This is a genomic window from Mesorhizobium sp. M0292 (assembly GCF_040321695.1).
Classification (GTDB): Bacteria; Pseudomonadota; Alphaproteobacteria; order Rhizobiales; family Rhizobiaceae; genus Mesorhizobium.
This window is the reverse complement of record NZ_JAMYSB010000002.1, coordinates 291,356-318,138: the sequence shown is the minus strand read 5'-3', so window position 1 is coordinate 318,138 and position 26,783 is coordinate 291,356. Positions and strand designations below refer to the sequence as shown.

Genomic DNA, 26,783 nt, shown 5'->3' with positions numbered 1-26,783 from the left:
GCCGGTCGCAAAGCGGCCGGCCTCTCACGGACCAGAAAAGCGCATGAGCACCCTTCGCCGCACCAGCAGCCTTCGCCGCACGCAGCAGCGCATGGCCGTGCTGTTCACCCTGCCGGCGCTGGCGGTCTATGCGCTGTTCGTCCTCTATCCCCTGGGGATGTCGCTCTGGGGCAGCTTCTTCGTCTGGAAGGGGCTGCGCATGGTCGAGTTCGCCGGCCTGTCGAATTTCTCAAGGCTGTTCGTTTTCCCCAGCGGCGCGCGGCTCTACGGCGCGCTGTGGCACAACACCGCCTGGTTCTTCGGCATCATGCTGTTCCAGAACGGAATCGGGCTTTTGTTCGCCTGGCTGCTGTTCCTGCGCGACAGGGGTGCTGCGTTCTTCCAGTCGGTGTTCTTCTTTCCGGCGGTGCTGAGCCCGGTCATCGTCGGCGCGCTGTGGCGGTTGCTTTTGGCACCGGGCGGCGTCGTCGAATGGGCGCTGAACGGGCTCGGCCTGCACCAGGGCAGCCTGACCGTGCTCGGCAACAGCCACACCGCGCTCGCCATGCTGATCGCCGTCGATGCCTGGAACTGGATGGGCCTGCCGGTGCTGATCTACACGGCAGGTCTGCGGCAGATTTCCGGCCAGATTTTCGAGGCGGCAAAACTTGACGGCGCCGGCAATGCGCGCATGCTGTTCTCGATCGCGCTGCCGCTGCTGATGCCGGCGCTGGGCACGCTGACGACTTTGTCGTTCATCAACACCTTCAACCAGTTCGACCTCGTCTATGTCATGCAGGGCGTGCAGGGCAATCCGAGCTATTCGACCGACACGCTGGTGACGTACTTCTACCGGCTGGCCTTCGGCGCGGAAGGTGCTGTCGGCATCACCGATATCGGTCTGGCTTTGGCGCTCGGCACCGTGCTGTTTTTGATCCTCAGCATCGGCACGCTCATGATGCTGCGCTTCTTCGACCGCCGCACGGTGCAGCTATGAGCGCGCTGGCGATTTCACAAAGACCGGCCATCTCTCGGCAGCTGGCGCGGCTGCCCGGCTGGACGGTGCTGGTCGTTTGGACGGCGGCCGTGCTGTTGCCGCTCTACATCCTCATCGTTTCCTGTTTCAAGACCACGGCCGAGATCTACGACAACAGGCTCGGCCTGCCGCAAAGCTTTGCCTTCGACAATTTCATCAACGCCTGGACGCGCGCCGATCTCGGCCAGAATTTCATCAACAGCCTGATCGTCACGGGCGGCGCCGTCATCCTCACCATCGTCGTCTCGGCGATGGCCGCCTATCCGCTCAGCCGCTACAAGCTTGGCTGGAATGCCATCATGCTCGGCCTGTTCCTGTCCGGCATCATGCTGCCCATCCGGTTGGCCTCGGTCGAACTGTTCACGCTGATGCGCAATCTCGGCCTGCTGGATTCGCTGACCGGGCTGATCCTGGTCTATTCGGCGATCCGCATTCCCTTCGCCGTCTTCATCTTCGCCAATTTCATGCGCGTCTTGCCCTCCGAGTTGGACGAGGCGGCGCGCATGGACGGCGCCGGCGAGGTCCGCATCCTGTTCCAGATCATCCTGCCGATGGTCAAGCCGGCGGTGTCGATCGTGGCAATCTTCACCGCGATCGCGGTGTGGAACGATTTCTTCTTCCCGCTGATCTTCATCTTCGACGACCGCTACAAGACGGTGCCGCTGGCGATCAGCGTCTTCGTCGGCCAGTTCCGCACCGACTGGGGCCTGGTGTTCGCCTCGCTGGCGATATCCATGGCGCCCATCCTGATCATGTATTGTCTGCTGGCGCGGCAGATTCGCGAAGGCGTCGGCACCGGAGGGGGCACGAAATGATCGAAGACAGGATTTATGCGGCTAAATCCATCCTGGTGGTCGGCGCACACGCCTTCGATGCCGAGGTGATGGCCGGGCCGCTGGCGGCCGCTGCCGTCAAGCGCGGCGCCACGGTGACCTTCCTGCATCTGACCATGGGTGAGCAGGGCCATCCGTACCTGGTTCCCGCGCATTATTGCGTGCAGAAGGAAGAGGAAGCGGGCAGCGCGGCGGAGCGGCTCGGCGTCGCCATGCGTAGCTTTGGCCTGCGCGACGGCTTCCTGCCCACAGACGATCAGACGGCGCTCGAAGTGGGCGACATCATTCGCGAGCTGAAACCCGAGATCGTCATCACCCATTGGCATGGCAGCTGGCACAAGGACCATCGCGCCGCCGCGCATTTGACGAAGACCGGTATCTTCTTCGCCGGACTGCCGACCGTTGCCAGCGACCATCCGGCGCACACGCCGCAACTGCTGCTGTTCGGCGAGAACTGGGAGGACGATGACGGCTTCCGGCCCGAGCATCTCGTCGATGTCAGCGACGGGTTCGAGGCCTGGCGCGACGCGGTCATGGAGTATGAGCTGGCGCGCGGCCTGAGCAGCTTCCCCTATGTCGACTATTACAGTTCGCTCTACCGGCTGCGCGGCTGCCTGCGTGGCACGCGCCATGCGCAGGCCTTCGCGGCGGCGTCGCATTCGTGGAATGCCGGCAGCGGCCTGTTCTCGCTCCCCTTCGGCAAAGGGTCCGGTCGATGAGGCGGGTACTCGCCATCGATCTCGGCGGCACCAATCTGCGCGCCGCCGTATCTACGGGCGATGTCGGTGCGTTGGAGGCGCTGGGCAGCGAGCCGGCGCCGGCAACCCTTGGTGCCTTCATTGCGCGCATCGACGCGCTGTGCGCTGAGGCCGGGTCGGTCTCAGCGCTTGGCATCGCGGTGCCGGGTCTGGTCGAGGGCTCAATCTGCCGCTGGATCCCCAACTTGCCGTTCCTCGACGGCGTCGATATCCAGCCGCTGTTTCCCAAACTGCGCGTAGCGCTCGGCAATGACGCGCAGATTGCGCTGCTGGCGGAGGCTGTCGAAGGCAGTGCGAAAAACATGTCGGAAGCGATCCTGCTCGCCATCGGCACCGGCATCGGTTCGGCGGTGCTGGCCAATGGCCGCATCGTTGCCGGCGCGCATGGCGGCGCCTGCTCGTTCGGCTGGGCCTGCGCCGACGTGAGGGATCATGGTGAAGAGCGCAGCGGCTGGCTGGAGCGCGTCGCGTCGGGCCGGGCGCTTGATGCCCTTGCCGGACAGATCGGCCTTGCCGACGGCCGCCAGCTGATCGCCGCTGCCCAGGCCGGCGAACTGGCCGCACTCACCTTGCTTGAACTGCCGGCGCGACAGCTCGGCACCGCGCTTGCAGGCGCTGTCGCGCTGCTCGATCCGCAAGCGGTTCTGATTTCGGGTGGTTTGGCGGAGGCGCTGGATGTGATCCGGCCGCCGCTGCTTGCAGCGCTGCGACGCCAACTGCCGCCGCATCTGCGCGGCATCGACGTTAAGCCCGGAAAATTCGGTCCCCGCGCCGGCCTCGTCGGCGCGGCGCTGGCCGGCGCCGTTGGGCAAGGGTGGAGGCATGTGCGATGAGCGAAGCAAGCTTTCAGCAGCCGGACCGCAGACGGCCGGAGCCGCTCTGGTATCAGGTCGAAGAGGCGATCCGCGCCATCGTCAAGAGCGGCGAATGGGCAACGGGCGACCAGATCCCGGCGGAGGACAGGCTGTGCGCCCTGTTCGGCGTCAGCCGCATCACGCTGCGCCACGCCTTGCGCAACCTCGAGGAGGCAGGACTGCTCAGGCGCGAACATGGCCGCGGCACGTTCGTGCGCTCGACCACGCTGGTCGCCGGCACGCGCGAGCTGACCAGCTTCACCCAGGAGATGGGCAATATGGGCGTGGTCGCGGGCTCGCGCCTGCTCGACTGCAGCCTGACCACCGCCAACGCGGCGGCTGCCGGCGCGCTGGAGATCGAGGAAGGCGATCCGGTGGTGCGCATTCGCAGGCTGCGGCTCGGCAACAACGAGCCGATCGGCATTCAGACGGCGCAGCTGTCGGCCGTGCGCGTGCCGGGCTTCCTCGATGCCGGCCTGCTGCAGGGCTCGCTCTACGAGGCGCTGGAGCGCCATTACGGCATCGTGCCGGTGGCGGCGCGGGAAAACTACCGGGTCGGCGCGGTCGGCGCGGCGGACGCCGAACTGCTCGACCTCGCTGTCGGCAGCCCGGCCTTCGTCGTCGAACGCATCACCACCGACGAGCGCGGCCCGTTCGAATTCACCGTCTCGATCATGCGCGGCGACCGCTACGAAATCCGCTCGACGCTGCGCGCCGGACGCGTGCCGCTGAACCCGAGAAGCTGATCCATTCCAGACCGACACAGCAAACAGGAGTACCCACGTGTCCGATCTCTACATCCACCGTCTCGCCGCCCTCATCGACCAGGCTGCGAAAGCCAATGAAGAGGCCTTTGGCCAGGCCGCCAGCCGCTTTGCCGACTCGCTCGAGGGCGGCGGGCTGGTGCATCTCTATGGCTCCGGCCATTCGGTGCTGCCGGTGCAGGAAGTGTTTCCGCGCTATGGCAGCTATGTCGGCTTCAACCCCCTGACCGACCCGCGCGTGATGTGGCACAATGTGCTCGGCGCCGGCGGCGTGCGCGAGCTTTTGTGGCTGGAGCGTACGGAAAGATACGCCGAAAAATTCCTCGACCACCAGCCGCTCAACAAGGGCGATTCGATCATCATCTTCGGCCATAGCGGCCGCAACTCGTCGGGCATCGACACCGCGCTCTACGCCAGGAAGCGCGGCATCTTCGTCGTCGCGGTCACCAGCAAGAACAATCTGGACAAGCCGGCGACGCACTCCTCCGGCAAGCGGCTGGCCGATGCCGCCGACCTCGTCATCGACACCTGTTCGCCGATCGAGGACGCCATCGTGCCGGTCGAGGGCTGGAGCCGGCCGGTGTCGGGCTCATCGACGGTGCTTGCCATGATCCTGGCGCATGAGCTGATCGCGCGCACCGCCGAGCAGCTCGCCAAGCGGGGCATCGAACTGCCGGTCTTCGCCTCGCCGACCATTGCCGGCGTGACGTTGCACGACACCGACGTCATCTATGGCGTCTACCGCGAGCGTATGCTGGAGGCGCAGCAGAAGCACCTGCCGACCTTCCAGGCAACGATGCGCGGAGAGTGAAAAAAGGGAGGCCCGGCACATGCCGGGCCTCCGACGTCTCGTTCCGCAATTCCTATCCTCTCAACGCCGCTTCGGGCGCCCGGCAGGCGATTTGTTGCCGCGTGGCCCGCTCTGAACCGGCGTGTTGCCCTGGTTTTCCTCCGACAGCTTGCGCCAGCGGGCAAGGCGCTCGGGGTCGAGCGTACCCGCCTTCAACGCAGCCTGCACCGCGCAGCCCGGTTCGTGGACATGGGTGCAGTCGCGGAACTTGCACAGCGGTGCGAGCTCGGTGATTTCGGCAAACAGCGTGTCGATGCCGGAGGCGACGTCGCTGACATGCAGCGTGCGCATGCCCGGCGTGTCGATCACCCAGCCGCCGCCGGCAATGGCGTGCAGCGATCTGGCTGTGGTAGTGTGGCGACCCTTGGCATCGTGCTCGCGAATGCCCGCAGTCTGTTGCGGCGATTGCTGCGCCGATCCGGCCAGCGTGTTGACCAGCGTCGATTTGCCGACGCCGGAGGAGCCGACCAGCGCCACCGTCTGCCCTGCGCCACACCAGGGAGCAAGCGCCGCTGCGGCATCGGCGACGCGCGGGTTCAGCATCACCACGGCCAGTCCACGCTGCAGGGCGGCGGCCTGGCGTTGGTAAGCCTCGGCATCGTCAGCGGTGTCGGCCTTGGTCAGCAGGATCACCGGCGTCGTTCCGGCCTCGTTGGCCAGCGCGAGATAGCGCTCGAGCCGGGCGATGTTGAAATCGGCATTGCAGGACGTCACGATGAACAGCGTGTCGACATTGGCCGCGGCCAGCTGCGGCACCCTGCCTCCCTGTGTGCGGCGCTCCAGCACCGTCTTGCGGGTCAGGCGGCGCCGCAGCAGATGCGTATGCGGCTCGACCAGCACCCAGTCGCCGACGGCATAGTCGCCGGTGTTGGTATTGGCCGGCAGCGTCAGATCCACTGGCCCTGACAGAGACAGACCGGCCAGGCGGTCGCGGTGCACCGAGGCGATGCGCGTCGGCACTAGGTTTGCCTCATCGGCTTCAAGCTGGTCGCCGAAGAAATCCGTCCAGCCCAGGCTTGCGAGGGAAGCCGTCACGGTTTTGACCACGGGGACGGCGTCACAGACATCGGAGAGTATCCTTTGGCAAAATGGGCGCGGACCCTCGGGGCGGTTGTTCAAGCCGTGTATGGGCGGCATGGCGGCATTTGGCAAGCCGAACCGCGCCGATGGCCAAGCCGTTTCGCGCACCGCGTGGAACGCATCGAGGCGGTGGTTCGCTGAACGTCACCAGACACGGAATCCTATCGTGGCACCTATCCGCGTCGCGTGCGTCGAGGGTCGTTCAACATTGAGGAAAAGTCCTATGCGCTTACGCGTCGTTACTCTCAATGTCTGCAACACGGAAGGCGAACCGGAGCGCCTGGCGGCCATCAACCGGGAGCTGAGGCGGCTCGACCCCGATCTGTCGCTCTCCAGGACGTCGTCCAGACAGCCGATGTGAAATCCCTCGATACGCTGCCGATGGTCTTGATTTGCATGCCACGCATCAGGCCTCGTCGTCGACCTCGAAGTTGGCAGGGACGGCTGAGGATGGCAGGTCGAGAAGCCTGCCAAAAGGGGGAGGGGGATGGCCGGTACCGCAGGGGGCGGGGGGTTGGGATGGGGTTGCCTGAAGCACCGGCCAAAGCGGGACAAGTCCCACGCCCACAAGCTAGCAGAGCTTGGATCGGTTCATATGGTGTGATCGCGGAACTGGCGCAAAAGCGCTTTCACATCCCCGCGCAGGCGTCGGCAACGAGCCCGCAACCGGGGGTTTCCTGTCGGTTGGTGGGTTGCGCAAGCGTCGGTTGAAGGCGCTGCGGGAGGCTGTCGTTTTTAGTGCGGTTCGAGTGCTATGCGCTCAGCGACAGGTGCTCAAGGCAGGGCAATCGCGTGGCGCCACCACATGCGATTGTCCTGCTTACGCCACCGGCAGCGTTCGCCCCGCAATCAGATCCGCAGCCTTCTCCGCAATCATGACCACGGCGGCGTTGGTGTTCGACGACACGATGCTTGGCATGACCGAGCTGTCGCAGACACGCAGGCCTTGCAGCCCGCGCACGCGAAGCTCGGGGTCGACGACGCTGTCGGCATCGCCGCCCATCCGGCAGGTGCCGACTGGGTGATAGGCGCTGCGGCCATGTTCTCGGGCGAAGGCTTCGAGTGCTGAGCGCCCCTGCATCGCCTTGCCGGGCAGATGCTCGCGGCTGATGTATCTGGCGAAGGCTGGCTGCGACAGGATTTCGCGGCTGATCTCGATGCCGTCGATGGCGCGTTCGAGATCATAGCGCTCGGCGAACGGGTTGGGGTCGATGATGGGCGCATCGCGCAGGTCCGCGGACTTGAGCGTGACGCTGCCGCGCGAACGCGGGCGCACATGGTAGGAGTTCAGCGTGCAGCCATTGCCGCCGGGAACCGAGCCGATGCCTTCCTCGACGCCGGCGCCGGGCAGGAAATGGAACTGGATGTCCGGCGTCTTCTCCGCGCGGTCGCCCCACCAGAAGCCGCCGGCCTCGACGATGTTGGAGGCCACCGGCCCCTTGCCGAACAGCGCATATTCAAGACCGGCAACCGCCTGCCAGCGCTTCTTCTTGTAACGGTCGATGCCATGCGGTCCGTTGAGCTCGGCGACGACATCGACGTCCATGTGATCGTGCAGATTCTGGCCGACGTTTTTGGAATCGTGGACCACCTCGATGCCGTGATGGCCGAGATGCACGGCCGGGCCGATGCCGGACAGCATCAGCAATTTCGGCGAGCCGATGGCGCCGGCGGCGACGATGACTTCGCGCTCGGCGCGGAGCAGTTCGGTGCGGCCATTGACGATGATCTCGACACCGATGGCGCGGCCGTTCTCGACCACGATGCGGCTGACGGAGGCGTCGGTGCGTAGCGTCAGATTCTTGCGGCCGAGCGCCGGCTTCAGATAGGCGACCGCCGTGCTCGAGCGTTTCCCCCGACGCGTCGTCGTCTGGTAGAAGCCGGCGCCCGCCTGCTCACCGGCGTTGAAGTCGGCGCGGAAAGGAAGGCCCGCCTGCTGCGCCGCCTTGACGAAGATGCGGGTCAGCGGATGCGGCGCGCCGCTGGAGACGCCGAGCGGGCCGTCAGTGCCGTGCTGCGCATCGGCAAAAGTGTCGTTGCCCTCGGAGCGGACGAAGTAGGGCAGCACGTCGGCATAGCTCCAGCCGGCACAGCCATTCTCAGTCGCCCAGCCGTCATAATCCTCAGGGCAGCCGCGGGTGAACACCTGGGCGTTGATCGAGGAGCCGCCGCCCAGCACGCGGGCCTGCGGATAGACCATGGTGCGGCCATCGATCTCCTTGCCGGGCGCGGTGTCATAACCCCAGATCAGCGGCCCCGACGTCATCTTGAAGAAGCCGACCGGCAAATGGATGTAGCGGTCGGTGTCGGGCGGACCGGCCTCGAGCAGCACGACGGACACGTCCGGGTCCTCGCTCAGCCGGGCGGCCAGAATGCAGCCAGCCGAACCGCCGCCGACAATGATGTAATCCGTCATTTCCACTCCCGGGTTCTCTTTGTTGGAGCATGATCTCCGGACAAAACGGTTTCCCGATTTGTCCGAGAAAACCGGTTCCCACTTCTAGGGATCATGCTCCGGCGGGCGATGAAAATCACCGCCCCTTCCTCTTGCGCGCGACGATCTCAAGTCGCTTGTGCCACGTCAAGAGAAAGGGTATGGTTATCGTGTTGAAGGGTTGTCGTACAAGTGGAGGAGCTTGACGACCCTCACCAGGAGGTCCCGGCCGCGCTCCCCGCGCAAGATGCCGGGCGGAACAGAATTCAATCGGGAGGATTCGAGGTATGAACGACACGAAGAATTTTGCGGTCAACCGGCGCACGCTGATGATGGGCGCCACCGCCGGCGTGGCGGCACTCGCCATGCCGAGCGTGCTGCGCGCGCAGGACAAGCCGACGCTGGTGACGTCGATCCGCTCGCTGTCCAACCCCTATCACGCGGTGTGGAAGACCGGCGCGGAAGCGTATGCCAAATGGGCCGGGCTGGAACACGTCACGCTGGTTTCGGAAGGCAACAGCGAGAAGGGCATTGCCGACATCAAGGCGATGCTGGCCAAGACCGGCGGCAACATGGTGCTGAATTCCGATCCCAACGACACGCCCGATGCGCGCCCGATCGTCGAGGCCTGCGCCAAGGCCGGCGCCTATGTGGTGACGCAGTGGAACAAGCCTGGGGATCTGCACCCGAAGGATTTCAACCCGAACTATGTCTCGCATATCGAGTTCGACGGCATCGACAGCGGCAAGACCATCGCCGAGATCCTGTTCAAGACCATTGGCGGCAAGGGCGGCATCGTCGCACTCGGCGGCCTGATCTCGACCACGGCGGCGATCGAACGCAAGAAGGGCCTCGATGCGGCGCTCGCCGCCAACCCGGACATCAAGCTGCTCGACTTCCAGGTCGCCAACTGGAAGTCGACCGAAGCCTTCGACCTGATGGGCAATCTGCTCACCCGCTTCGGCGACGACATCAAGGGCATCTGGGCCGCCAATGACGATATGGGCTCCGGTGCACTGGAAGCGCTGCGTGCCGAAAATCTCGCCGGCAAGGTGCCGATCGTCGGCGTCGACGGCATCAAGACGGCGGTCGATGCGGTGCGCACCGGCGAGTTCGCCTGCACCGTCACTTCGGATCCGTTCTGGCAGGGCGGCATGGGTCTGGCCATCGGCTACAACGCCAAGATCGGCAAGTTCGACCCGACCAAGGAGCCCCCGGAGCACCGCGAGTTCTACGGCAAGGCGGTGCTGATCTCGCACGACAATGTCGAGGAATATTACAAGACCAATGTCGATGCGAAGCCCGAGATCGACTGGAACGATCTGTGGGGCCGGGTCACCGGAGCAATCCGCACCTGATCCATCGGAGTGGGCTGCAACTCCCTGGCGGCCCGCTTCCTCCCGCAGCCGTCGCGATCCCCTTGTCGCGACGGCTGTCACCAGCAGACGGGAAGCGGTTTCTTGACAATCCATACAGAACCCCTGAAGTCCGTTTCGGACATCGAGCGGACGACGCCCATGACACCGTTCCCCGGCCGCATCGCGACATTCCTGGGCGGCAGGCGCTGGCGCAGCCTGGCGCCGCTGGCGGTGCTGATTGTACTCTGCGTACTCATCGCCATTGCCAACCCCAATTTCATCGAGCTGCGCAATCTGGTGCGGCTTGCGAATTCCGCCGCCGTGCCGCTGACGCTGGCGATGGGGCTGACCTTCATCATCCTGATGGGCAGCATCGACCTCGCAGTCGAAGGCACGCTTTCGGTGGCGGCGATGGTGCTTGTGCTGCTCGCCGCCAATGACGGCAACGGCAACGACTATGGCTGGTGGGCGGTGCTCGCTGCCATCGCCGCCGGCACCGCCATGGGCTTCGTCAGCGGTCTCATCCAGACCATGCTGCGCATCCCGTCCTTCATGGGCACGCTCGGCATGTGGTTCATCGGCCTCGGCCTGTCGGTCTATATGCTGGGCGGCACGGCCATCAAGCTGAACGACGCCTCGATCCGCGACCTGGCCTTGCACCGTTTCCTCGGCCTGCCGGTGGCGGTCTGGGTCGCGTTCGGCGCCTTCCTGCTCGCCACTGTCATCCAGTATCACACCAAGCTCGGCCGCCACATATTGGCGATCGGCGGTGATGAGGATGTCGCCAAGCTCTCCGGCGTCAATGTCGTGCGCGTGCGCATCACCGCTTTTGCGCTGGCCGGGTTCTTCTTCGGCATTGCCGGCGTGCTGGCCGCGGCACAGCTCGGCCAGTCGCACGCCGTCATCGGCGACGGCAGGCTGTTTGCAGCGGTCACCGCAGTGGTCGTCGGCGGCACCGCTTTGACCGGCGGCGAGGGCGGCGTCGTCAACACGCTGATCGGTGTGCTGATCGTCACCGTGCTTGCCAATGGCATGATCCTGCTCGGCATCTCGCCCTACATCCAGCAGACGGTGCAGGGTCTGATGATCATCGCCGCGGTGGCGCTGTCGCTCGACCGTGTCCGCCTGAAAATCGTCAAGTGAACGCCATGCTGCAGGCGTCCAACATCATCAAGAATTTCCCCGGCGTCCAGGCGCTGCGCGATGTCTCCATCGAAGTGCGGCCCAATGAAGTTGTCGGGCTGATCGGCGAGAACGGCGCCGGCAAGTCGACGCTGATGCGGGTGCTGGCCGGCGGCTACCGCCCGGATGGCGGCTCGCTCACGCTGGATGGCGAACAGCTGCGCATGCGCAACGCCCGTGATGCGGCCAGGCATGGCATCGGCATGGTGTTCCAGGAGCAGTCGCTGGTGCTGAACCTGACGGTTGCCGAAAACATCTATCTCGGCGAGGAGGACCGCTTCACCCGCTTCGGCCTCGTCAATTGGCGCGCCATGAACGCGGCGGCGCGGCGGCAACTGGCCAAGATCGGCATCGACATCGACGTCACCGCGCGCACCTCCGAACTCACCTTCGCCGCACGCCAGATGGTCGAGCTCGCCAAGGCGCTGACCTTGGAGGAAGTGGTCGAGCGGCAGTTGCTCATCCTGCTCGACGAGCCGACCTCGGTGCTCAACGCCGCTGATATCGAGGTGCTGTTCGCGCGGGTGCGCTCGCTTAAATCCCGCGCCAGTTTTGTGTTCGTCTCGCACCGCCTCGACGAGGTGCTCAACATCTCCGACCGTGTCTACACGATGAAGGACGGCGCGGTCGTCGCCGAGCACCGCGCAGCTGAAGTCACCGCGCCGGAGCTGCACGAGATCATGGTCGGGCGCGGCCTGCAGGCCGAATATTACCGCGAGGCCCGCCAGCTCGCGCCGCGCGATATCGTGATGGTCGAGGCCAAGGGGCTTGGCGCCAACGGTTACTATCACGGCGTCGATCTCTCGATCCGGGCCGGCGAGATTGTCGGCATTGCCGGCGTCGTCGGCTCCGGCCGCGAGGAGGTGACGCGCACCGTTGGCGGCTTCGTCCAGCATGATGCCGGCGAGATGAAAATCGCCGGCGATGCCGTGCGCTTCTCCTCGCCGGAGCCGGCTGTGCGCAAGGGCATCGGCTATGTCCCGCGCGAGCGCCGGCTCGAAGGGCTGGTGATGTTCCTGTCGATCGCGGAGAACATTTCGCTGGCCGATCTCTCCAGCGTCATGCGCCATGGCGCCATCGACTATGGCAAGGAGCGCCGGCTTGCCGCCGACTGGATCAAGCGGCTGCGCATCAAGGCGCCCGGTCCCGATGCCGCCTGCCGCAAGCTCAGCGGCGGCAACCAGCAGAAGGTGGTGCTGGCGCGCTGGATGACGGCGGGCTCGCGCATCCTGGTGCTCGACCATCCCACACGCGGCCTCGATGTCGGCGCCAAGGAGGAGGTCTACGAATTGGTGCGCGATCTCTCGGCGCAAGGCGTGGCGATCCTTTTGATTTCCGACACGCTGGAGGAAACGATCGGCCTGTCGCACCAGGTGCTGGTGATGCGCGACGGCGAGATCACCGCGCGCTTCGATGCCAGTCCGGGCAACAAGCCGAACCAGGTCGATCTTCTCAGGGCGATGGTGTGAGCCGATGAATGAAGCGTTCTCCATCAGGCGGGTTTTCGAAGGCAAGTGGACGCAAGGCGCCATTCCGCTGGTGCTGCTTGTCGGCCTGCTTTTGATCATCGAGATCGCCGCGCCCGGCTTCCTGACCGGCGAGACCGTGGCGCTTTTGTTTGCCAACACCGCCGTGCTGTTCATCCTGGCGACCGGCGTCACCTTCGCCATCCTGCTTGGCGGCATCGATTTGTCGATCCAGGCGGTGGCATCGCTGGCCAGCGTCATCCTGGCGCAATTGCTGCCTTCGCTCGGCCTTGCCGCCTTTCCGGTGGCGATCCTGTCGGGGCTCGCCTTCGGCGTGTTGAGCGGCGTCGTTCACGTCAAGCTACGCGTGCCGTCCTTCGTCGCGACACTCGCCACCGGCGGCGTGGTCACCGGTCTCGCGCTGTGGGTCTCCAATGGCCGCGCCATCACCATCGAGGAAGGCGGGCGCGAAAACACGGCCTGGATCAACGCGACCGTCATCGGCATTCCGGTGGTGGTGGTGATTTCGGCGGTCATCGGCATCGCCGCCTTTCTGGCGCTGCGCTACACGCGCTTCGGCCGCCAGGCGATCGCTGTCGGCGCCGGCGAGCCGGCGGCCTGGGCGGCGGGCATCAATGTCGACCGCACCAAGATCATCGCCTTTGCCGCATCGGGAATGCTTGCGGCCATTGCCGGCGTCGTGCTGGCAGCCAGGCTTTCGAGCGGTTCGCCGGTGCTGGCCAACCAGCTGCTTTTGCCGGCCATCGCCGCCGTCATCGTCGGCGGCACCGCGATCACCGGCGGGCTCGGCGGCGTGGCCCGCACGGCGGTCGGCGCGCTGATCATCTCGATCGTGCGCATCGGCATGACCTTTGTCGGCGTCAATATTTTCCTGGAAAACATGGTGTTCGGCGCGGTGCTGATCGCCGCCGTCGCCATTACCATCGACCGCAGCAAGATCGCGGTCATCAAGTGATCCCGCCTCCCAGGCAAGCGCGGACAGGACGGGACCGCGTCGGCGCGAAGCCGATGCGGTCCGCCCTGATCGGATCACATCGTGTCGAGGCCGATCAGTTCGATCTTGTAGCCATCGGGGTCTTCGACGAAAGCGATGTGGGTGGTGCCGTGCTGCATCGGGCCGGGCTTGCGCGGGATCTTGGCGCCGCGCTTTTCCAGTTCGGCGCAGACCGCGTAGATGTCATTGACGCCGAGCGCCAGGTGGCCGAAGCCGGTGCCGATCTCATAGGGTTCCTCGCGGCCCCAGTTCAGCGTCAGCTCGACGACGGCTTCCTTGTCCTCGGGGCCGTAGCCGACAAAGGCGTTGGTGAACTTGCCGCCGGGATAGTCGTCGCGGCGCAGCAAGGTCATGCCGAGCACTTCGGTGTAGAAGGCGATCGACTTGTCGAGGTCGAGCACCCTGATCATGGTGTGCATATAGCGAAAGCCCGGGGCGTCGCTCATTGGGGGAAGTCCTCCGAATTCTGTGATTTGCGGGTCTGATCATCCACATCGCACGCTTGGCGGCAAGCCTCGCTTGATGTTCTCAATCAGGGTTGTATGATAACACGACACCGCCGGTATTTGTCCAGCCGTTTTGCCGAGGGGCCCAGAGCCAATCCATGAATGCCGTGCCGCCACCCTCCGCATCGCAGATCGCAGCCCTGGCCGGCTTGCTGCCGAATGGCGGGCTGCTGACCGAGGAAGTGGATCTGGCGCGCTACAGCCGAGATTGGTCGGGCGATCATTTCGGCCGGCCGCTGGCGGTGGCGCGGCCCTCTTCGGTGGAGGAAATGTCGGCGCTGATGCGGTTCTGCCATGCCGAGCGCATTCCGGTCGTGCCGCAAGGCGGCCTGACCGGGCTCGTCGGCGCCGCAGTGGCGGCGGATGGCGGCGAGATCGTCATCTCGCTGGAGCGCATGAACCGTATCCGTTCGATCAGCCCGATCGACTTTGCCATGGTGGTCGAGGCCGGCTGCATTCTCGAGGACGCCAAGCGCGCCGCCGAAGCGAGCGACTGCCTGCTGCCGATCACCTTCGGCGCGCAGGGCAGCTGCCGTATCGGCGGCAATGTCGCCACCAATGCCGGCGGCTTCAACGTGCTGCGCTACGGGATGACGCGGGACCTGGTGCTTGGCCTCGAAGTGGTGCTGGCCGACGGCCGCATCTGGAACGGGCTGAAAGTGCTGCGCAAGGACAATCGCGGCTATGATCTGAAGCAGATCTTCATCGGCTCGGAGGGCACGCTGGGCATCGTCACCGCGGCGGCGCTGAAGCTGTTTCCCAAGCCGACGCAGATCGAAACAGCACTTGTCGGCTTGCGCTCGGTCGAGGATGCGATGGCACTCTATGCCCGCGCCCGGCGCGATTGCAGCGATTTGCTCACCGCCTTCGAACTGATCCTGCGCGGCGGCATCGAGATCACCATGCGCGAAGGCCAGGATTTTCCCGATCCGCTCAGCCAGCCCTATCCCGTCTATGTGCTGATCGAGGTGTCGTCGGGCGGGCTGATCGACCTCTCCAATATGCTGCTGGGGTTTCTCGGCAGCGTCGAGGACATCGTCGAGGACGGCGTCATCGCTTCGACCAGGGCTCAAGGTGAGCGGTTGTGGCTCTACCGCGAGATCATGGTCGAGCGGCAGGGCAGGGGCGGGCGCTACCTGCGCACCGATGTGTCGGTGCCGATCTCCAGGCTTGCCGATTTCGTCACCGATGCGCTGGCCGGCTTGGAGAAAGCCCGGCCCGACGCGCTGGCCGTCACCTACGGCCATGTCGGCGACGGCAACATCCACCTCAACGTCGTGCCGCCGGAAGGCATGGGCACCGAGGCGATGGAACATCTGTTCGAGCAGGCGGAAGCCGAGATCTTCACCGTCGTCGATCGCTATGGCGGCTCTATCAGCGCCGAGCACGGCATCGGCCGGGTCAAGCAGAAGGCGTTCCTCGAACGCATCGATCCGGTGACGCTCGACCTCGCCGCCGGCATCAAGGACGCATTCGACCCGCGCCACATTCTCAGCAACGGCCGCATTCTGGCGTCCGCACCCGCCGTCGACTATAGGTGAGCGATGACGCTGAAACTCGACAAGGTCAATCGCGGCCCACACCTCTCCACTCTGGTGGCCAGTTCCATCTCGCGCGAGATCGCGCAAGGCCGGCTGAAGCCGGGTGACCAGCTGCCGACCGAGGCGGCGCTGGCAACCACTTTCGGGGTCAGCCGCAACGTGGTGCGCGAGGCGATCGCGCGGCTGCGCTCGGAAGGCCGAATCTGGTCGCAGCAGGGGCGCGGCGCCTTCGTGGTCGAGAGCAACAACCCGACGGTGCTGACCATCGACCATGAGACGCTGCAGCGCGCCGACTCGTTTCGCAATCTGTTCGAACTGCGTGGCATCCTCGAAGTGCAGGCGGCGGCCCTTGCCGCAAAACGGCGCAGCGACGCCGATCTCAAAGCCATGGGCGATGCGCTGTCCGGCATGCGCGCCGCCCCCTATGGCAGCGTCGCCTGGCTGCGCAGCGACCTCGAATTCCACCGCACCGTCGCCGAGGCGACGCGCAATTCCTACATGGGCCAATTCCTGGTCTTCGTGTCCGAGCGGGTGCGCGAAAGCATTCTCGCCGCCGGCAACCAGCAAAAGTCGGACGACATGGCCCGCATCACGCTCGGCGAACATGAGCGCATCCTGAGAGCGATCCGTGCCGGCGACGCCGAAGGAGCGCAAGCGGCGATGCGCGACCATCTGGCGGGCGCGGCGCTGCGGGTGGGGTTGCATGAGGGGGAAGCTGCGGAGATAGCGCCGGGGCCCGAGGCGGCGTCTCCGGTACGGCATTCGCGGTTGCGGAAGGCTGTGCGCGGGCAGGCTTAGGGATAGCCTTGCCTTATCCGCGCGCTGGGCCAATCGCCTATGGCGGCGCTGACCCCCACTCCGTCTCGGCTTCGCCGAGCCACCTTGCCGGGGCGAGCCACGGGTCTCGCCCGTCCTTCGGACCCCCCATTTCATGGGGGATGAGGAAATGCCAATCTCCGACATCGCAGCCCTTCAAAAGCTTGGGTTTCCTCTCCCCCACGAATGTGGGGGTAGAGGTGGCTCGGCGAAGCCGAGACGGAGTGGGGGAGCGCCATATCAGATTTCACTCGGTCGTCGGCTCAACCAGCTCAGGGCCGGAGATAGGCCGCCACCCACCGCGCTATTTCAGCGGCAAAAACAGCTCAAGCACCACCTCGCGCACCGGTCCGTTCGACGAAAAGTGTCGCTGGCAATAGATCGGAAAGTCGCGCGCCTCCTCGCCGCTGGCCGGAAGCCATTCGCGGTAGAGGTAGAGCGCTGCCGGCTCGAGATTGTTGGTGTTGCCGGGATAGCGCAGCACCGCGCAGCGTCCGGCGGGGATCACGCCGGCCTTCATCTGCGCGTCCTCGATCCGCCCGCCTTCTACCGGCAGGTCGGTTCCGGCACAGATATCCATGCTGTAATCGGCCGGGTTCGCCGGCTCCCTTTCGGAACGGAAGATGTTGAAGGTCGGGCTTGTCTCGGGCGAGAGGCCGGCCGCCTTGCGCCAGGCGATGAAGCGCTGGATGGTGTCCCTGGAGCGTCGCCCGGTCGCCGCGATGCTCCATGATCGCCACAGGCGTCGGCGGCACATCGCGGATCATCACGTCGTCGGGTTCGAAGATTATCTGCATGAGCGTGGTCCTTGCTTTGTCGAGCGGCCCGAAGGCCATGAGCCACGACCCCCAGTCGGGAGATTTCCGAAACGACGAAGGCGATTGTCCGAACCGTTGCCTGAAGGCGCGGGCGAAGGCATCCGGCGCGTCGTAACCGGCATCCATCGCTATGTCGGTGACGCTTTGGGCGTCGCTCTCGGCAAGCCGGTACGAAGCGCGCTTCAGGCGGGCGAGCTGGACATAGCGATGCACGGACAAGCCGAAGGTTGACGTGAACTGCCGGTGGAAATGGTATTTCGAGAACGCCGCGACGCCGCTCAACGCTTCCAGGCCCAGATCGCCGTCCAGATGCTGGTCGATGTGGTCCAGCACCCGCTGCATCCGGGCATGGTAGTTTTCAAGTGGCGTCATCAAACGTCTCGTCCTGCGTGGCGACACCAGATAGGCGCTCCCGGATATGTCGCGCTCGACCGATCTTGCGGTTTGACACGGATGGACGCGTGCCGCATCTCCGGCGCGCATTAACGACTCTAGAATGGCCTACGACGAATTTGAGATTGACAGAATTAAGCACGCTCTTGGCGACATGTGCATTGCATGGGCACATCTTGAGGAAGGGTGCTTCATGGTCCTCTTTTACACCATGCGGGATATCGAATACACGGCCTATGAACTTATCCGAAACGAGCTCGACCTTCGCGGTGCTTTGCAGGTCTGCAAGGGACATGCGGTCGCTAACCGCTGGGAGCGCCACAGCGACCATATCCCTATCCTGGTTGACTTGATCGATGGTGAAATTCGAGCAGCCCGCAACCGATTTATCCACGACCCAATCACTAGTGGGGTAACATCGTACATTCGCCAATCATACGTGACGCGCTACCCAAAGAGCCCACACAAACTCGACGTGCATATCGGCACCCATACCGAGGTGAGCTCCGAAGAGATTTATACATTCACGCGCGCCGTGCGGGCACTAGAGCGCTACGCTGGGTCAATCGTCCAATATCTCGATTGGTTGGATGGTGAGCGTCAATTCGATTGGGAGTTTCCGTCGATGGAACTCGCTCAGCTAGGCGCGCACTTTGCCATCACCGAGTACACCCAGATCGCCAAATCGCGGGGTTCAGTTCGATAATCCTCTGGCACCCATGGCGCTCAAATATATGATCGCGCTGCCCTATCGCTCCAGTCCCATCACTCCCCCGCCGTCTCCACCAGCGACACCCCATTCAACCCCGCGACAATATCCGACAATGCCGGCACGAACTTCTCGCCGTGGCCGGTGGCAACCGCCGTGGCAAACCCATTCCGCACGGCAGCGCCGATCGGGTTGGCCACACCTGCGGCCTGGGCGAACGACGCGAGGTAGGTCATGTCTTTCAGCGCGTTGGCGATGGCGAAGCGCTGGGCGTTTTCGTTGCGGTTGAGGACGAAGTCGAAGAAGGCCTGGTAGAAGCCGCAATCCATGCGGCTGCCGGAGATGACGCTGTTGAAGACCTGCGGCGTCAGGCCGCCCTTGGCGCCCAGCGTCAGCGCTTCGGAATAGATCGCGGAATAGCCCATCGAGACGAAATTGTTGAGCAGCTTCATGGTGTGGCCGCTGCCGGTCGGGCCGGTGTGGACGACACGGGCGGCAAAGGCTTCGAGCACCGGCCGGGCGCGGGCAACGACTTCCGCCGGACCGCCGACCATGACGTCGAGCTTGCCTTCAGTGGCTTCCTTGGGCGTGCGCGCCAGCGGCGCGTCGATCAGCGTTATGCCTTGCTGGGCGAGATCGGTGGCAAGCGCTGTCGTCGATGACGGGTTGGAGGTCGAGCAGTCGATGATCAGCAGCGGCTTCGCGGCCGCTGCCAGCCCGTCCGGTCCCTTGACCAGCGCTTCGACCTCGCGCGAACCGGTGACGCACAGGATCACGATGTCGCAGGCGGCGGCGAGTTCGCGCGGGCTTGGCGCTTCGGTGGCGCCGGCGGCGATCAGCCGGTCTGCGGCGGTGCGGCTGCGGTGGACATGGACCGTCAGCGGCCAGCCCTTGCGCAACAGATTGTCGGCCATGCCGGCGCCCATGCTGCCCAGGCCGATGAAGCCGATGCGTTCTTTCATGCAATCCTCCCATGGCTCGTGCCAGCGGGCCGAACTTTCGTCACCTTGCGGCGGGCACCCGTCGATGCAATTCTTTGAATAAGATTCGGCCTTCGAACAAGAATCGAACCGGAGTGCCACCGATGGCGGAGCCCATGACTTTCGACGCCATACCGCAGGCGCCCAACCTGCGGACGGGTCTGGTCAACACGCTGATCGCGCAGATCGAATCCGGTGACCTTGCGCCGGGGCAGCGGCTGCCGACCGAGCAGGAGATTGTTGCTGCCACAGGCGTCAGCCGCACCGTGGTGCGCGAGGCGCTGGCGGCGCTGCGTGCGCGCGGGCTGATTACCACGCGCCAGGGCCTCGGCGCCTTCGTCGCCAAGGATCCGATGCCGAAGATTTTTTCCGTCCTGCCAGACGATCTCGAATCGATCGACGAGGTGCTGCGCGTGCTCGAACTGCGCATGGGCATCGAGGTGGAAGCGACCGGCCTTGCCGCCGAACGGCGCAGCGAGGCAGCGCTGGCGCAGATGGGCGCGAAGCTGGACGCGCTGGAGACGGCGGTGCGTGCCGGCGGTTCCGGTTCGGAAGAGGATTTTGGCTTTCACCGCGCCATTCTCGCCGCGACGCAGAACCCGAATTTCACCCGGCTGTTCGACACGTTCGGCAGCGCCATGATCCCGCGCCAGTGGACGCGGCTCGACCGGATGACGGAGGCTGAGCGGGAAAAATATCTCGACCGCATGCAGCGCGAGCACCGCGCCATTCTCGGGGCCATCGAAGCCAGGGACGTCAACGCCGCGCGCCGCGCCATGCGCAGCCATCTGACCAAAAGCTATGCCCGCTTCGAGGATCTGCGCGACAAAGCTGTTCACGATTAGGGGGCCAACCACGGTTGACGGACTGCTCATCCGGCGACCCCGCCGGAGATCGAGTTCGCGAATCAGCGACATGTTCCTCCCGGCTCCAACCGTTGCAGTCTTACCCGGTTGTCATACAACCCTGTAATCTGGTAAATCCCAGGAAGAGGGATGTCAATCGCGTTGCCATGCGGTATGAGGCTCCCTGAAAAATCGCAATCATGGAGCCGGCATTGCCGGCGAAGCCGCAAGTCAGGAACAGCGAGATGCATTCAGGGAAATTTGGCCGTACCGGCAGATCAGTCAGCGAGATCGGCTTCGGCGCCTGGGCGATCGGCGCCGCCTGGGGCGAGGTCAATGACGACGATGCGGTCGCCGCCCTGCATGCCGCGCTCGATGCCGGCGTCAGCTTCCTCGACACCGCCGACGTCTATGGCGACGGCCGTTCGGAAAAGCTGATCGCACGGGTGATGAAGGAACGCGGTGGCGCGCGCCCGTTCATCGCCACCAAGGCCGGACGGCGGCTGCCGAAGCAGACGGTCGAGGGCTACAGCGTCGAGAACCTCACCGGCTGGATCGACCGCAGCCTGACATACCTCGAGACCGACACGCTCGACCTGGTGCAGCTGCATTGCCCGCCGACCGATCTCTACTATCATCCGGAGGTGTTCGAGCGTCTCGACAAGCTCACCGAGCAGGGCAAGATCCGCAACTACGGCGTCAGCGTCGAGCGCGTCGAAGAGGCGCTGAAGGCGATGCAATATCCCGGCGTCGTCAGCGTGCAGATCATCTTCAACGCCTTCCGCCAGCGCCCGGCCGAGCTGTTCTTCGACCAGGCGAAAAAGAACGATGTCGCCGTCATCGCCCGCGTGCCGCTGGCCAGCGGCCTGCTGTCCGGCAAGTTCAGGGCGGACACCAAGTTCGAGACCACCGACCATCGCCTGTTCAACAGGAATGGCGAAGCCCTCGATGTCGGCGAGACGTTTTCGGGCGTGCCCTATGAGGTCGGGCTGGCGGCGGTCGAGAAGGTGCGGCCGCTGGTGTCAGGCGACACCACCATGGCGAAATTCGCGCTGCGCTGGATCCTGATGTTCGATGCGGTGACGGTTGTCATTCCCGGCGCCCGCAATCCAGCGCAGGTGGTTTCCAATGCGGAAGCGGCTGAGCTTGCGCCGTTATCCTCCGAGTTGATGGCCAAGGTGAAGGCGGTCTACGATGAGAACATCAAGCCCTACGTGCATCAGCGCTGGTGAGCCAGCGCCTGCCGCCCTCGACCGGCTGACTGACCAGAGGTCAGCCGGGGCAAATTGCGCTCGTCGTTACAAGCTGTGCAGCGGATCCTGTGATCCACCGGTCATTTAATCGGCCGTGCCGCTTGTTATTGTGCAGTGCAGCAACGATATTGCTGCGTGTGCGTTGTGTGCACGAGTCTGCCCATTCCGGCGCGCAAGGATACCAATTTGCGAGACATATCCGATACGATCGCCCGGCTGAGCGCGATGCGCCGCCGGCCAGCCGGTGCAGGACAGAGCAAGGAAGATCACCTGTCCGAGATGACAGGGTTCGGGTCCAATCCGGGCGCCTTGCGTGCGCGGCTTTATCTTCCTGAAAACCTGCCGAAGCAGGCGGCGCTGGTCGTGGTGCTGCATGGCTGTACCCAGACTGCCGCCGGCTACGACCATGGTTCCGGCTGGACCGAACTTGCTGCCGATCAGGGTTTTGCCGTGCTTTTCCCCGAGCAGCAGCGCGCCAACAACGCCAATCTTTGCTTCAACTGGTTCGTGCCGGGCGATATAAGCCGCGACAGCGGCGAGGCGCTGTCCATCCGCCAGATGATCGAGGCGGCGGTGGTCACTCACGGTCTCGACCGCAAGCGGATATTCGTCACCGGCCTTTCCGCTGGCGGCGCCATGGCGGCGGTGATGTTGGCGACCTACCCGGACGTGTTTGCCGGTGGCGCGATCATTGCCGGGCTTGCCTATGGCAGCGCCTCGACCATCCCCGAAGCCTTCGACCGCATGCGTGGCCATGGCGGCCCGTCCAGAACCGACCTGCAGCGTCTTTTGCGGGCTGCTTCGCTGCACAAGGGGCCGTGGCCGAGGATTTCGGTCTGGCAGGGCTCGGCCGATACGACAGTGGTGCCTTCCAATGCCGACGCGGTGCTGGCGCAATGGCAGGGCGTGCACGGCCTCGCTCAAGCGCCGACACGCACGGAAAAGGTCGACGGTCAGAGCCGAAAAGTCTGGTCCGATGGCAAAGGCCGCGACGTGGTCGAGGCATACAGCATTGCCGGCATGGGCCATGGCACACCATTGCAGGCGAGCGGCGACAATGCTCTCGGCAAAGCAGGGCCGTTCATGTTGGATGTCGGGATTTCCTCGACGCGCCACATCGCCCGTTTCTGGGGGCTGACGAAGCCAGAGGTACGACGCACGGCGAAAGCCAAGGCCGCTTCAGGCACTGCATTGCAGCCTTTCTCGCCGAAGGAAAAACCGCGAGCTGTCCGTGTCGATCCGGCCCCGGAGCCTGTCAATCCGCCAGGCGGTCCGGCGGGCGGGATTACCAAGGTCATTGAGGACGCGCTGCGGGCAGCGGGATTGATGCGCTGAGGCTGAGGCTCCCCCCGCACAAAGGACAAGGGCAAGCGCCAGCATCATTATCGCAGCAGGCCTTCGTCCTCGAACGCATCCCAGCCCTTCAGTCCGGGCGGCGGGCCATCCGTGTCCCGGGCGTTCCTCGCAGTGCGAGCCTGCCCGGTGCCCTTTCCCGCGCGCGTCAGCGCGGCCTTGCCCGCGCCGCGCCGCCTGTTCTCGGCGACCTCCTGGACATCCTGCTCTCTCCACACGGTTGCCAGATCGCGGTCCAGGACGTCCTCGATGTGGCGCGGGTCGAAAACGTGGAAGGTGACAGACTTTGATCGCCCACGCATCTTGACGGTGCGTGTGCCGGTGCTTTGCAGCCGACCGTCCTTGAGCCATTTGTGGCGCTCGCGCGAAGAGATCGTAAGGATATCCTCGACCTCGCGTGGAAGCACAGGCAGCGCTTCCACTCCCTCCAGTGTTTTGGAGATACTGGCAGAGGCGGCCTTGAACGCTTCCGCTTCGGATCTCGACATTCGCAATGCGATGCGGCCCGTCTCGGCCTTGACGTGCTTCCTGACTGCCCATGGCAGCCGGGCTCTGACTTCACGTTCGATCCCCTTGGAGCGCACGGCGGACCCGAGTGTCGCTGACGGCGACAACGGCCATTCGGCAATCAGTTGCGGGGACGGGCTCATGCTTTCCTGGGGCTGGGTTCGTTGGTTCGACGTTAACACGGCGAGAGCCGGTCAAGCCAAGGCAACAGCGAAAAGGGGCAGGTCCGATGAGAACCCGCCCCTTATGGCCGAATCTGAACGTCGCTTTCAGTGCGCCGACAGCACCTTCGGCCCCGCCGCCGTACGGCGACGGGGCTCGATGATCAGAGTGGGCTGGCGTTGCGCGTTCTGTCGCGCTCGGCCTCGATGTCGGTGTAGGGGTCGGCATTGGCATCGAAGCCGGTCCAGCCCCCGGCTTCATAGGCGCGTCGGCGGTCTTGCAGATCGACCGAGTTGGATTCGCCAAGAATACGCTCTGCCTCGTCGGCGAGTTCGTCGCTGACCCTGGCGGTCACCATCGTGCCACCGCGGCGAACGCCCTCCGCATAGACATGCGCATCCCTTTCGGGGACGCCTGACTCGGTCAGCGCCCCGACGATGCCACCGGCAGCGCCACCGACGACCGCGCCGCCAACGGCGCCGACCGCGGTGGCAGCCAGCCATCCTGCGGCCACGACAGGACCGACGCCAGGAATGGCCATGATGCCGAGCCCTGTCAGAAGCCCTCCGGCGCCGCCAATGACGGCTCCGAGACCGGCGCCCCCGGCTGCATCCTCGGCGGCGTTGGAAGTGTCGCCGTCGTCGTACCAGTCGTCCGAATTGTTGGCGACGATGCTGATGTCGGCCTGCGGCACGCCGATTGCCTCCAGTTCGCCGACGGCATCGGAGGCATCATCGTAGTTGTCGAAAAGTCCGGTTACGGTTTTCATGGTCTTGATCTCCTCGATCTGGTTCAGAGGTTCAGTTGGCGCCGGCAACGACGTTGCCCTGATAATCGAGCGCCACGGTCGTGGTCTTGCCATCCTTGGTGGCCTGACCGCGCCAGATGCCCTGGTCGTCTTTGGTTAGCTTGGACACGCCGGAGAAGCCGGCATCCTGAATGCGGCTCTTGGCCTGATCCTCGGTGAAGCTGTTGGCACCCGGGACCGGGGCGGCCGGATTGGTGGTGTCGGTCGTGCTCACGGCAGGGGTGGTGGAGCTGGTGGTCGACGATGCATTGTCAGCGGAAGCGATCTTCTCGACCATTTCCTGATGCATTTTGAGCGTCGGCAAGGTCTCGGAGGCGAAGGTCTTCAGCTGCGCGTTGTCGCCGTCCTTGGCATAGCTCTCGAACAGCGTGACCGCCTCCGAATGCGCATCGCGCTGCATCTGGACATAGGGCTTGTCGACGGCATCGTTGGCATTCTGCAGAGCCTCCAGATCGGCCTTGTGCTTGGCGTCCAGCTCCGTCGGCACTTTCAGCTTCTGTTCGCCAGCGATGGTCGCAAGCTTGGCGTTGGCGGCGCCGTGATCGTCGATCATCTTCTTGGCGAAATCCTTGACGCCTTGATCCTGGGCCTTGCCTTCTGCGATCTTGCTGGAGTCCACTTCGAACAGGCCGCCGATGGCAGCCTTGTCGACAAAGTCCTGAGCGCTGTCGGCGGCGAAGGCGGGCAGGGCGAAGACCATGGCAGTGGCGGTGGCCAGCGAAGCTAGAAGAACACGTGTTTTCATGGACAGAGATCCTCGTTGGGGCACACATCGTGCTGTGAGCCTAACCAGTGCGGCCAAGCTTTGTTCCGCCGCCCAAGCGTTATAACCGGGAGGGTCGATGCCGCGATGATGGCCCCTCATCCTCGGCTTTTTGCGCCTTTGCCATGTCGACGCTGAGGACAGCGGCCGGCTGGACGGGCGCCTTGCAAGTCGATCAAAAAGGGAAACGAGGCCCTTGGCCGCCGGCAAATGAACACCGCCCGCGGTGGCCTATCGAGGTTCAGCGATCGTTGCGTTCGAGGCGGCGCGCAACCTCTGTTTGTGCGACCTGCAGCAGCGTGTCTATTTCGAACATCGCCGCCGCATGGCCGCCGTCGCGAATGACACGGCGGGCGCGGTGGAGCGGGTCGGAGACCGTCCGCAGCGTTTCAGCATGGCTCGATCGATTCGACAAATGCGTGCCCTCCATCAGCCACAACCGTTGGATCGGGAGAGTGTTCCCAAAGTTGGCGGCCGGCCGGGTGAATGACTGTGAGCGCAGGCGGCGGAACCATCCTTGTCCGTTGGCCGTTCCCCCTGCCTCAACGAGAGGAACAGCCATGGCCGACAACGACACCCCGAAGGATACCGCGAAGGAAACCCCGAAGGACACCCCGAAGATGTCCGCCCGAGAGGCCCAGGAGGCCCTGGAGAAGCAGGTCGCATCGCTGAAGCGCGAGATCAGCAAGATCAACCGGTCGCTTGCCGACCGTGCAGTAGATGCCGTCGGCGAAGCCGGCGGCTGGTATGGCAGCGCGACCGAGCGCGCGGCACGGGCAACGCAGCAGCTGAGATCGCAGGCGCAGACGGTGTCCGAAGCCGTCCAGCAAAATCCCGGCACCATCAGCAGCGCTTTCGTGCTTGGTGGCATTGCCGGGTTGTTGATCGGCATGCTGCTCGGGCAAAGCCAGGAACGCGACCGAAGCTGGTTCTAGCGGCGTATCTTACGAATATTGCGCCCGCCGGCTTTGCTGGCGGGCTTTGTATGGACGCCAGATCACTGTGGCTTTGAGTGAAAAACTCCCCGCTCGGGTAAACGGGATTTGTGGTCGCCGCCGCCTGCGTGGCGCCCTCGACAGGTGAGTTGAGTTTCCCTGCCGCGGTCGTATGTTGTTGACCGTAGTGGAGGATCACAAATGCCCATTCGACGCAAAGCCACCGAGGCCGGCGTTTTGCAGCCATCCGAACTCGAGCTGTTGGGCCGTGTATTCGAGCAGCTTAAGCGCGACGGTCAGTCGCCCGAAGCACGCGACGCCATCGCATCCCGGATTATCGCGAACTATATGGCCGGCGTGGTCGACGAAGCCGAGCTCGTCAGTCTTTCGAGGCAACCGCTGGGCCGGTAGTGCGCTTTCCATTGCGGGTTCAGAAGAGTTTCAGGTCGTCAAATCAGAGGGATAAGGCAATGCCGGCTGACCCACCGATAGAGCGACGGTCGCATATCCGTGATCTTGTTCTGAAGGAAGCGACAATCCGCGTTGGCGACGCCAGTATCAATTGTCTGGTTTGCAACCAGCACGCTCACGGTGCGGAGCTGCGGGTGAAGGCCGATATCGCAATCCCCGACCGTTTCGTCCTTCACGTGCCTGTCGATCATACCAGCTATCGCGCCGTGGTGCGGTGGAGACGGAACGAGCGACTTGGGGTGCAGCTTGATTCGGGAAGGCAGGCGTAGAGGGCGATAGCCGGGACGGATGCAGGGTTGATGGGACAAGGCAGG

At 64.6% G+C, this 26,783-nt stretch carries 28 protein-coding genes and 1 pseudogene; 20 read left to right on the top strand and 9 right to left on the bottom strand.

The genetic code is table 11. The features are described 5' to 3' along the window. Nucleotides 1-43: 43 nt before the first annotated feature. From NKI96_RS04350 to NKI96_RS04325, 6 genes are read left to right on the top strand one after another with little or no spacing between them, the layout of a single operon-like run. The gene (locus tag NKI96_RS04350; RefSeq protein ID WP_031205128.1) at nucleotides 44-976 is read left to right on the top strand and encodes a carbohydrate ABC transporter permease; all 933 of its coding nucleotides are present in this window, start codon (nucleotides 44-46) and stop codon (nucleotides 974-976) included. Continuing rightward, entirely contained in the window at nucleotides 973-1,830 is an 858-nt protein-coding gene (locus tag NKI96_RS04345) for a carbohydrate ABC transporter permease (RefSeq protein WP_023733559.1), read from the top strand. The genes NKI96_RS04350 and NKI96_RS04345 overlap by 4 nt, the downstream gene beginning before the upstream one ends. After that, on the top strand, nucleotides 1,827-2,567 hold the full coding sequence (locus tag NKI96_RS04340; RefSeq protein WP_023698618.1) for a PIG-L deacetylase family protein: 741 nt from the start codon (nucleotides 1,827-1,829) through the stop codon (nucleotides 2,565-2,567). The genes NKI96_RS04345 and NKI96_RS04340 overlap by 4 nt, the downstream gene beginning before the upstream one ends. Continuing rightward, the gene (locus tag NKI96_RS04335; RefSeq protein ID WP_352803067.1) at nucleotides 2,564-3,439 is read left to right on the top strand and encodes an ROK family protein; all 876 of its coding nucleotides are present in this window, start codon (nucleotides 2,564-2,566) and stop codon (nucleotides 3,437-3,439) included. The genes NKI96_RS04340 and NKI96_RS04335 overlap by 4 nt, the downstream gene beginning before the upstream one ends. Beyond that, nucleotides 3,436-4,206 carry a GntR family transcriptional regulator gene (locus NKI96_RS04330; protein WP_023683130.1) on the top strand — a complete coding sequence of 257 codons (771 nt, stop codon included), beginning with the start codon at nucleotides 3,436-3,438 and terminating at the stop codon, nucleotides 4,204-4,206. The genes NKI96_RS04335 and NKI96_RS04330 overlap by 4 nt, the downstream gene beginning before the upstream one ends. Nucleotides 4,207-4,243: 37 nt before the next feature. Continuing rightward, a complete protein-coding gene (locus tag NKI96_RS04325; RefSeq protein WP_023686509.1) occupies nucleotides 4,244-5,035 on the top strand; it encodes a sugar isomerase domain-containing protein in 792 nt (263 codons plus the stop codon). 60 nt (nucleotides 5,036-5,095) lie between these two features. Here the strand turns inward: NKI96_RS04325 and rsgA are convergent, their stop codons facing one another. Beyond that, nucleotides 5,096-6,109: a ribosome small subunit-dependent GTPase A gene (gene rsgA / locus NKI96_RS04320; protein ID WP_245260180.1), complete on the bottom strand. Its 1,014-nt coding sequence runs from the start codon at nucleotides 6,107-6,109 to the stop codon at nucleotides 5,096-5,098. 268 nt (nucleotides 6,110-6,377) lie between these two features. On the opposite strand from rsgA, the gene NKI96_RS04315 reads away from it, so the two are divergent. Beyond that, nucleotides 6,378-6,515 (top strand): endonuclease/exonuclease/phosphatase family protein, encoded by a 138-nt coding sequence (locus NKI96_RS04315; protein ID WP_023691904.1) that lies wholly within the window; start codon nucleotides 6,378-6,380, stop codon nucleotides 6,513-6,515. Between the two features lie 459 nt (nucleotides 6,516-6,974). Here NKI96_RS04315 and NKI96_RS04310 read toward each other — a convergent pair whose 3' ends face one another. Further along, nucleotides 6,975-8,570 (bottom strand): GMC family oxidoreductase, encoded by a 1,596-nt coding sequence (locus NKI96_RS04310; RefSeq protein WP_023704161.1) that lies wholly within the window; start codon nucleotides 8,568-8,570, stop codon nucleotides 6,975-6,977. Nucleotides 8,571-8,875: 305 nt separating this feature from the next. On the opposite strand from NKI96_RS04310, the gene NKI96_RS04305 reads away from it, so the two are divergent. From NKI96_RS04305 to NKI96_RS04290, 4 genes are all read left to right on the top strand, one after another. Continuing rightward, a complete protein-coding gene (locus NKI96_RS04305) occupies nucleotides 8,876-9,946 on the top strand; it encodes a sugar ABC transporter substrate-binding protein (protein WP_023683136.1) in 1,071 nt (356 codons plus the stop codon). A 159-nt stretch (nucleotides 9,947-10,105) separates the two neighbouring features. Continuing rightward, nucleotides 10,106-11,089, top strand: coding sequence for an ABC transporter permease (locus NKI96_RS04300; RefSeq protein WP_023704160.1), 984 nt, complete (start codon nucleotides 10,106-10,108; stop codon nucleotides 11,087-11,089). Nucleotides 11,090-11,094: 5 nt separating this feature from the next. Beyond that, entirely contained in the window at nucleotides 11,095-12,597 is a 1,503-nt protein-coding gene (locus NKI96_RS04295) for a sugar ABC transporter ATP-binding protein (RefSeq protein ID WP_023714086.1), read from the top strand. A gap of 4 nt (nucleotides 12,598-12,601) precedes the next feature. Beyond that, nucleotides 12,602-13,570 carry an ABC transporter permease gene (locus NKI96_RS04290; RefSeq protein WP_352803064.1) on the top strand — a complete coding sequence of 323 codons (969 nt, stop codon included), beginning with the start codon at nucleotides 12,602-12,604 and terminating at the stop codon, nucleotides 13,568-13,570. Nucleotides 13,571-13,644: 74 nt separating this feature from the next. On the opposite strand, the gene gloA is transcribed toward NKI96_RS04290, so the two are convergent. Beyond that, a complete protein-coding gene (gene gloA / locus NKI96_RS04285) occupies nucleotides 13,645-14,055 on the bottom strand; it encodes a lactoylglutathione lyase (protein ID WP_019856614.1) in 411 nt (136 codons plus the stop codon). Between the two features lie 158 nt (nucleotides 14,056-14,213). On the opposite strand from gloA, the gene NKI96_RS04280 reads away from it, so the two are divergent. Both NKI96_RS04280 and NKI96_RS04275 read left to right on the top strand, forming a co-directional pair. Beyond that, the gene (locus NKI96_RS04280) at nucleotides 14,214-15,656 is read left to right on the top strand and encodes an FAD-binding oxidoreductase (RefSeq protein WP_352803061.1); all 1,443 of its coding nucleotides are present in this window, start codon (nucleotides 14,214-14,216) and stop codon (nucleotides 15,654-15,656) included. Nucleotides 15,657-15,659: 3 nt separating this feature from the next. Then, nucleotides 15,660-16,454 (top strand): FadR/GntR family transcriptional regulator, encoded by a 795-nt coding sequence (locus NKI96_RS04275; protein ID WP_023671079.1) that lies wholly within the window; start codon nucleotides 15,660-15,662, stop codon nucleotides 16,452-16,454. A 322-nt stretch (nucleotides 16,455-16,776) separates the two neighbouring features. Here NKI96_RS04275 and NKI96_RS04270 read toward each other — a convergent pair. Then, a pseudogene (locus tag NKI96_RS04270) lies at nucleotides 16,777-17,662 on the bottom strand (AraC family transcriptional regulator). 124 nt (nucleotides 17,663-17,786) lie between these two features. Between NKI96_RS04270 and NKI96_RS04265 the strand changes: the two are divergent. Continuing rightward, nucleotides 17,787-18,389 (top strand): hypothetical protein, encoded by a 603-nt coding sequence (locus tag NKI96_RS04265; protein ID WP_352803058.1) that lies wholly within the window; start codon nucleotides 17,787-17,789, stop codon nucleotides 18,387-18,389. Nucleotides 18,390-18,448: 59 nt separating this feature from the next. Here the strand turns inward: NKI96_RS04265 and NKI96_RS04260 are convergent, their stop codons facing one another. After that, on the bottom strand, nucleotides 18,449-19,474 hold the full coding sequence (locus NKI96_RS04260) for an NAD(P)-dependent oxidoreductase (protein WP_352803055.1): 1,026 nt from the start codon (nucleotides 19,472-19,474) through the stop codon (nucleotides 18,449-18,451). Nucleotides 19,475-19,476: 2 nt separating this feature from the next. On the opposite strand from NKI96_RS04260, the gene NKI96_RS04255 reads away from it, so the two are divergent. From NKI96_RS04255 to NKI96_RS04245, 3 genes are all read left to right on the top strand, one after another. Then, a complete protein-coding gene (locus NKI96_RS04255) occupies nucleotides 19,477-20,217 on the top strand; it encodes a FadR/GntR family transcriptional regulator (RefSeq protein ID WP_023825513.1) in 741 nt (246 codons plus the stop codon). A 245-nt stretch (nucleotides 20,218-20,462) separates the two neighbouring features. Then, a complete protein-coding gene (locus tag NKI96_RS04250) occupies nucleotides 20,463-21,449 on the top strand; it encodes an aldo/keto reductase (RefSeq protein ID WP_352803052.1) in 987 nt (328 codons plus the stop codon). A 207-nt stretch (nucleotides 21,450-21,656) separates the two neighbouring features. Then, complete coding sequence (locus NKI96_RS04245; RefSeq protein WP_023804649.1) at nucleotides 21,657-22,805, top strand: extracellular catalytic domain type 1 short-chain-length polyhydroxyalkanoate depolymerase; 1,149 nt, start codon at nucleotides 21,657-21,659, stop codon at nucleotides 22,803-22,805. A 47-nt stretch (nucleotides 22,806-22,852) separates the two neighbouring features. Here the strand turns inward: NKI96_RS04245 and NKI96_RS04240 are convergent, their stop codons facing one another. The 4 genes from NKI96_RS04240 to NKI96_RS04225 all read right to left on the bottom strand — a co-directional run bounded on the left by NKI96_RS04240 (nucleotide 22,853) and on the right by NKI96_RS04225 (nucleotide 25,493). Then, a complete protein-coding gene (locus tag NKI96_RS04240; protein WP_031195548.1) occupies nucleotides 22,853-23,473 on the bottom strand; it encodes a hypothetical protein in 621 nt (206 codons plus the stop codon). A gap of 182 nt (nucleotides 23,474-23,655) precedes the next feature. After that, nucleotides 23,656-24,261: a general stress protein gene (locus NKI96_RS04235; RefSeq protein WP_023704148.1), complete on the bottom strand. Its 606-nt coding sequence runs from the start codon at nucleotides 24,259-24,261 to the stop codon at nucleotides 23,656-23,658. A gap of 31 nt (nucleotides 24,262-24,292) precedes the next feature. Next, the gene (locus NKI96_RS04230) at nucleotides 24,293-25,045 is read right to left on the bottom strand and encodes a DUF4142 domain-containing protein (RefSeq protein WP_023671088.1); all 753 of its coding nucleotides are present in this window, start codon (nucleotides 25,043-25,045) and stop codon (nucleotides 24,293-24,295) included. Between the two features lie 259 nt (nucleotides 25,046-25,304). Further along, nucleotides 25,305-25,493, bottom strand: coding sequence for a hypothetical protein (locus tag NKI96_RS04225; RefSeq protein ID WP_352803049.1), 189 nt, complete (start codon nucleotides 25,491-25,493; stop codon nucleotides 25,305-25,307). A gap of 130 nt (nucleotides 25,494-25,623) precedes the next feature. On the opposite strand from NKI96_RS04225, the gene NKI96_RS04220 reads away from it, so the two are divergent. The 3 genes from NKI96_RS04220 (at nucleotide 25,624) to NKI96_RS04210 (ending at nucleotide 26,738) form a co-directional block, all read left to right on the top strand. Further along, nucleotides 25,624-25,998 carry a hypothetical protein gene (locus NKI96_RS04220; RefSeq protein WP_352803046.1) on the top strand — a complete coding sequence of 125 codons (375 nt, stop codon included), beginning with the start codon at nucleotides 25,624-25,626 and terminating at the stop codon, nucleotides 25,996-25,998. 201 nt (nucleotides 25,999-26,199) lie between these two features. Continuing rightward, nucleotides 26,200-26,409, top strand: a complete 210-nt coding sequence (locus NKI96_RS04215; RefSeq protein WP_023671091.1) for a hypothetical protein — start codon at nucleotides 26,200-26,202, stop codon at nucleotides 26,407-26,409. Nucleotides 26,410-26,468: 59 nt separating this feature from the next. Then, nucleotides 26,469-26,738: a PilZ domain-containing protein gene (locus NKI96_RS04210; RefSeq protein ID WP_023726509.1), complete on the top strand. Its 270-nt coding sequence runs from the start codon at nucleotides 26,469-26,471 to the stop codon at nucleotides 26,736-26,738. The last annotated feature ends 45 nt before the right edge of the window (nucleotides 26,739-26,783 follow it).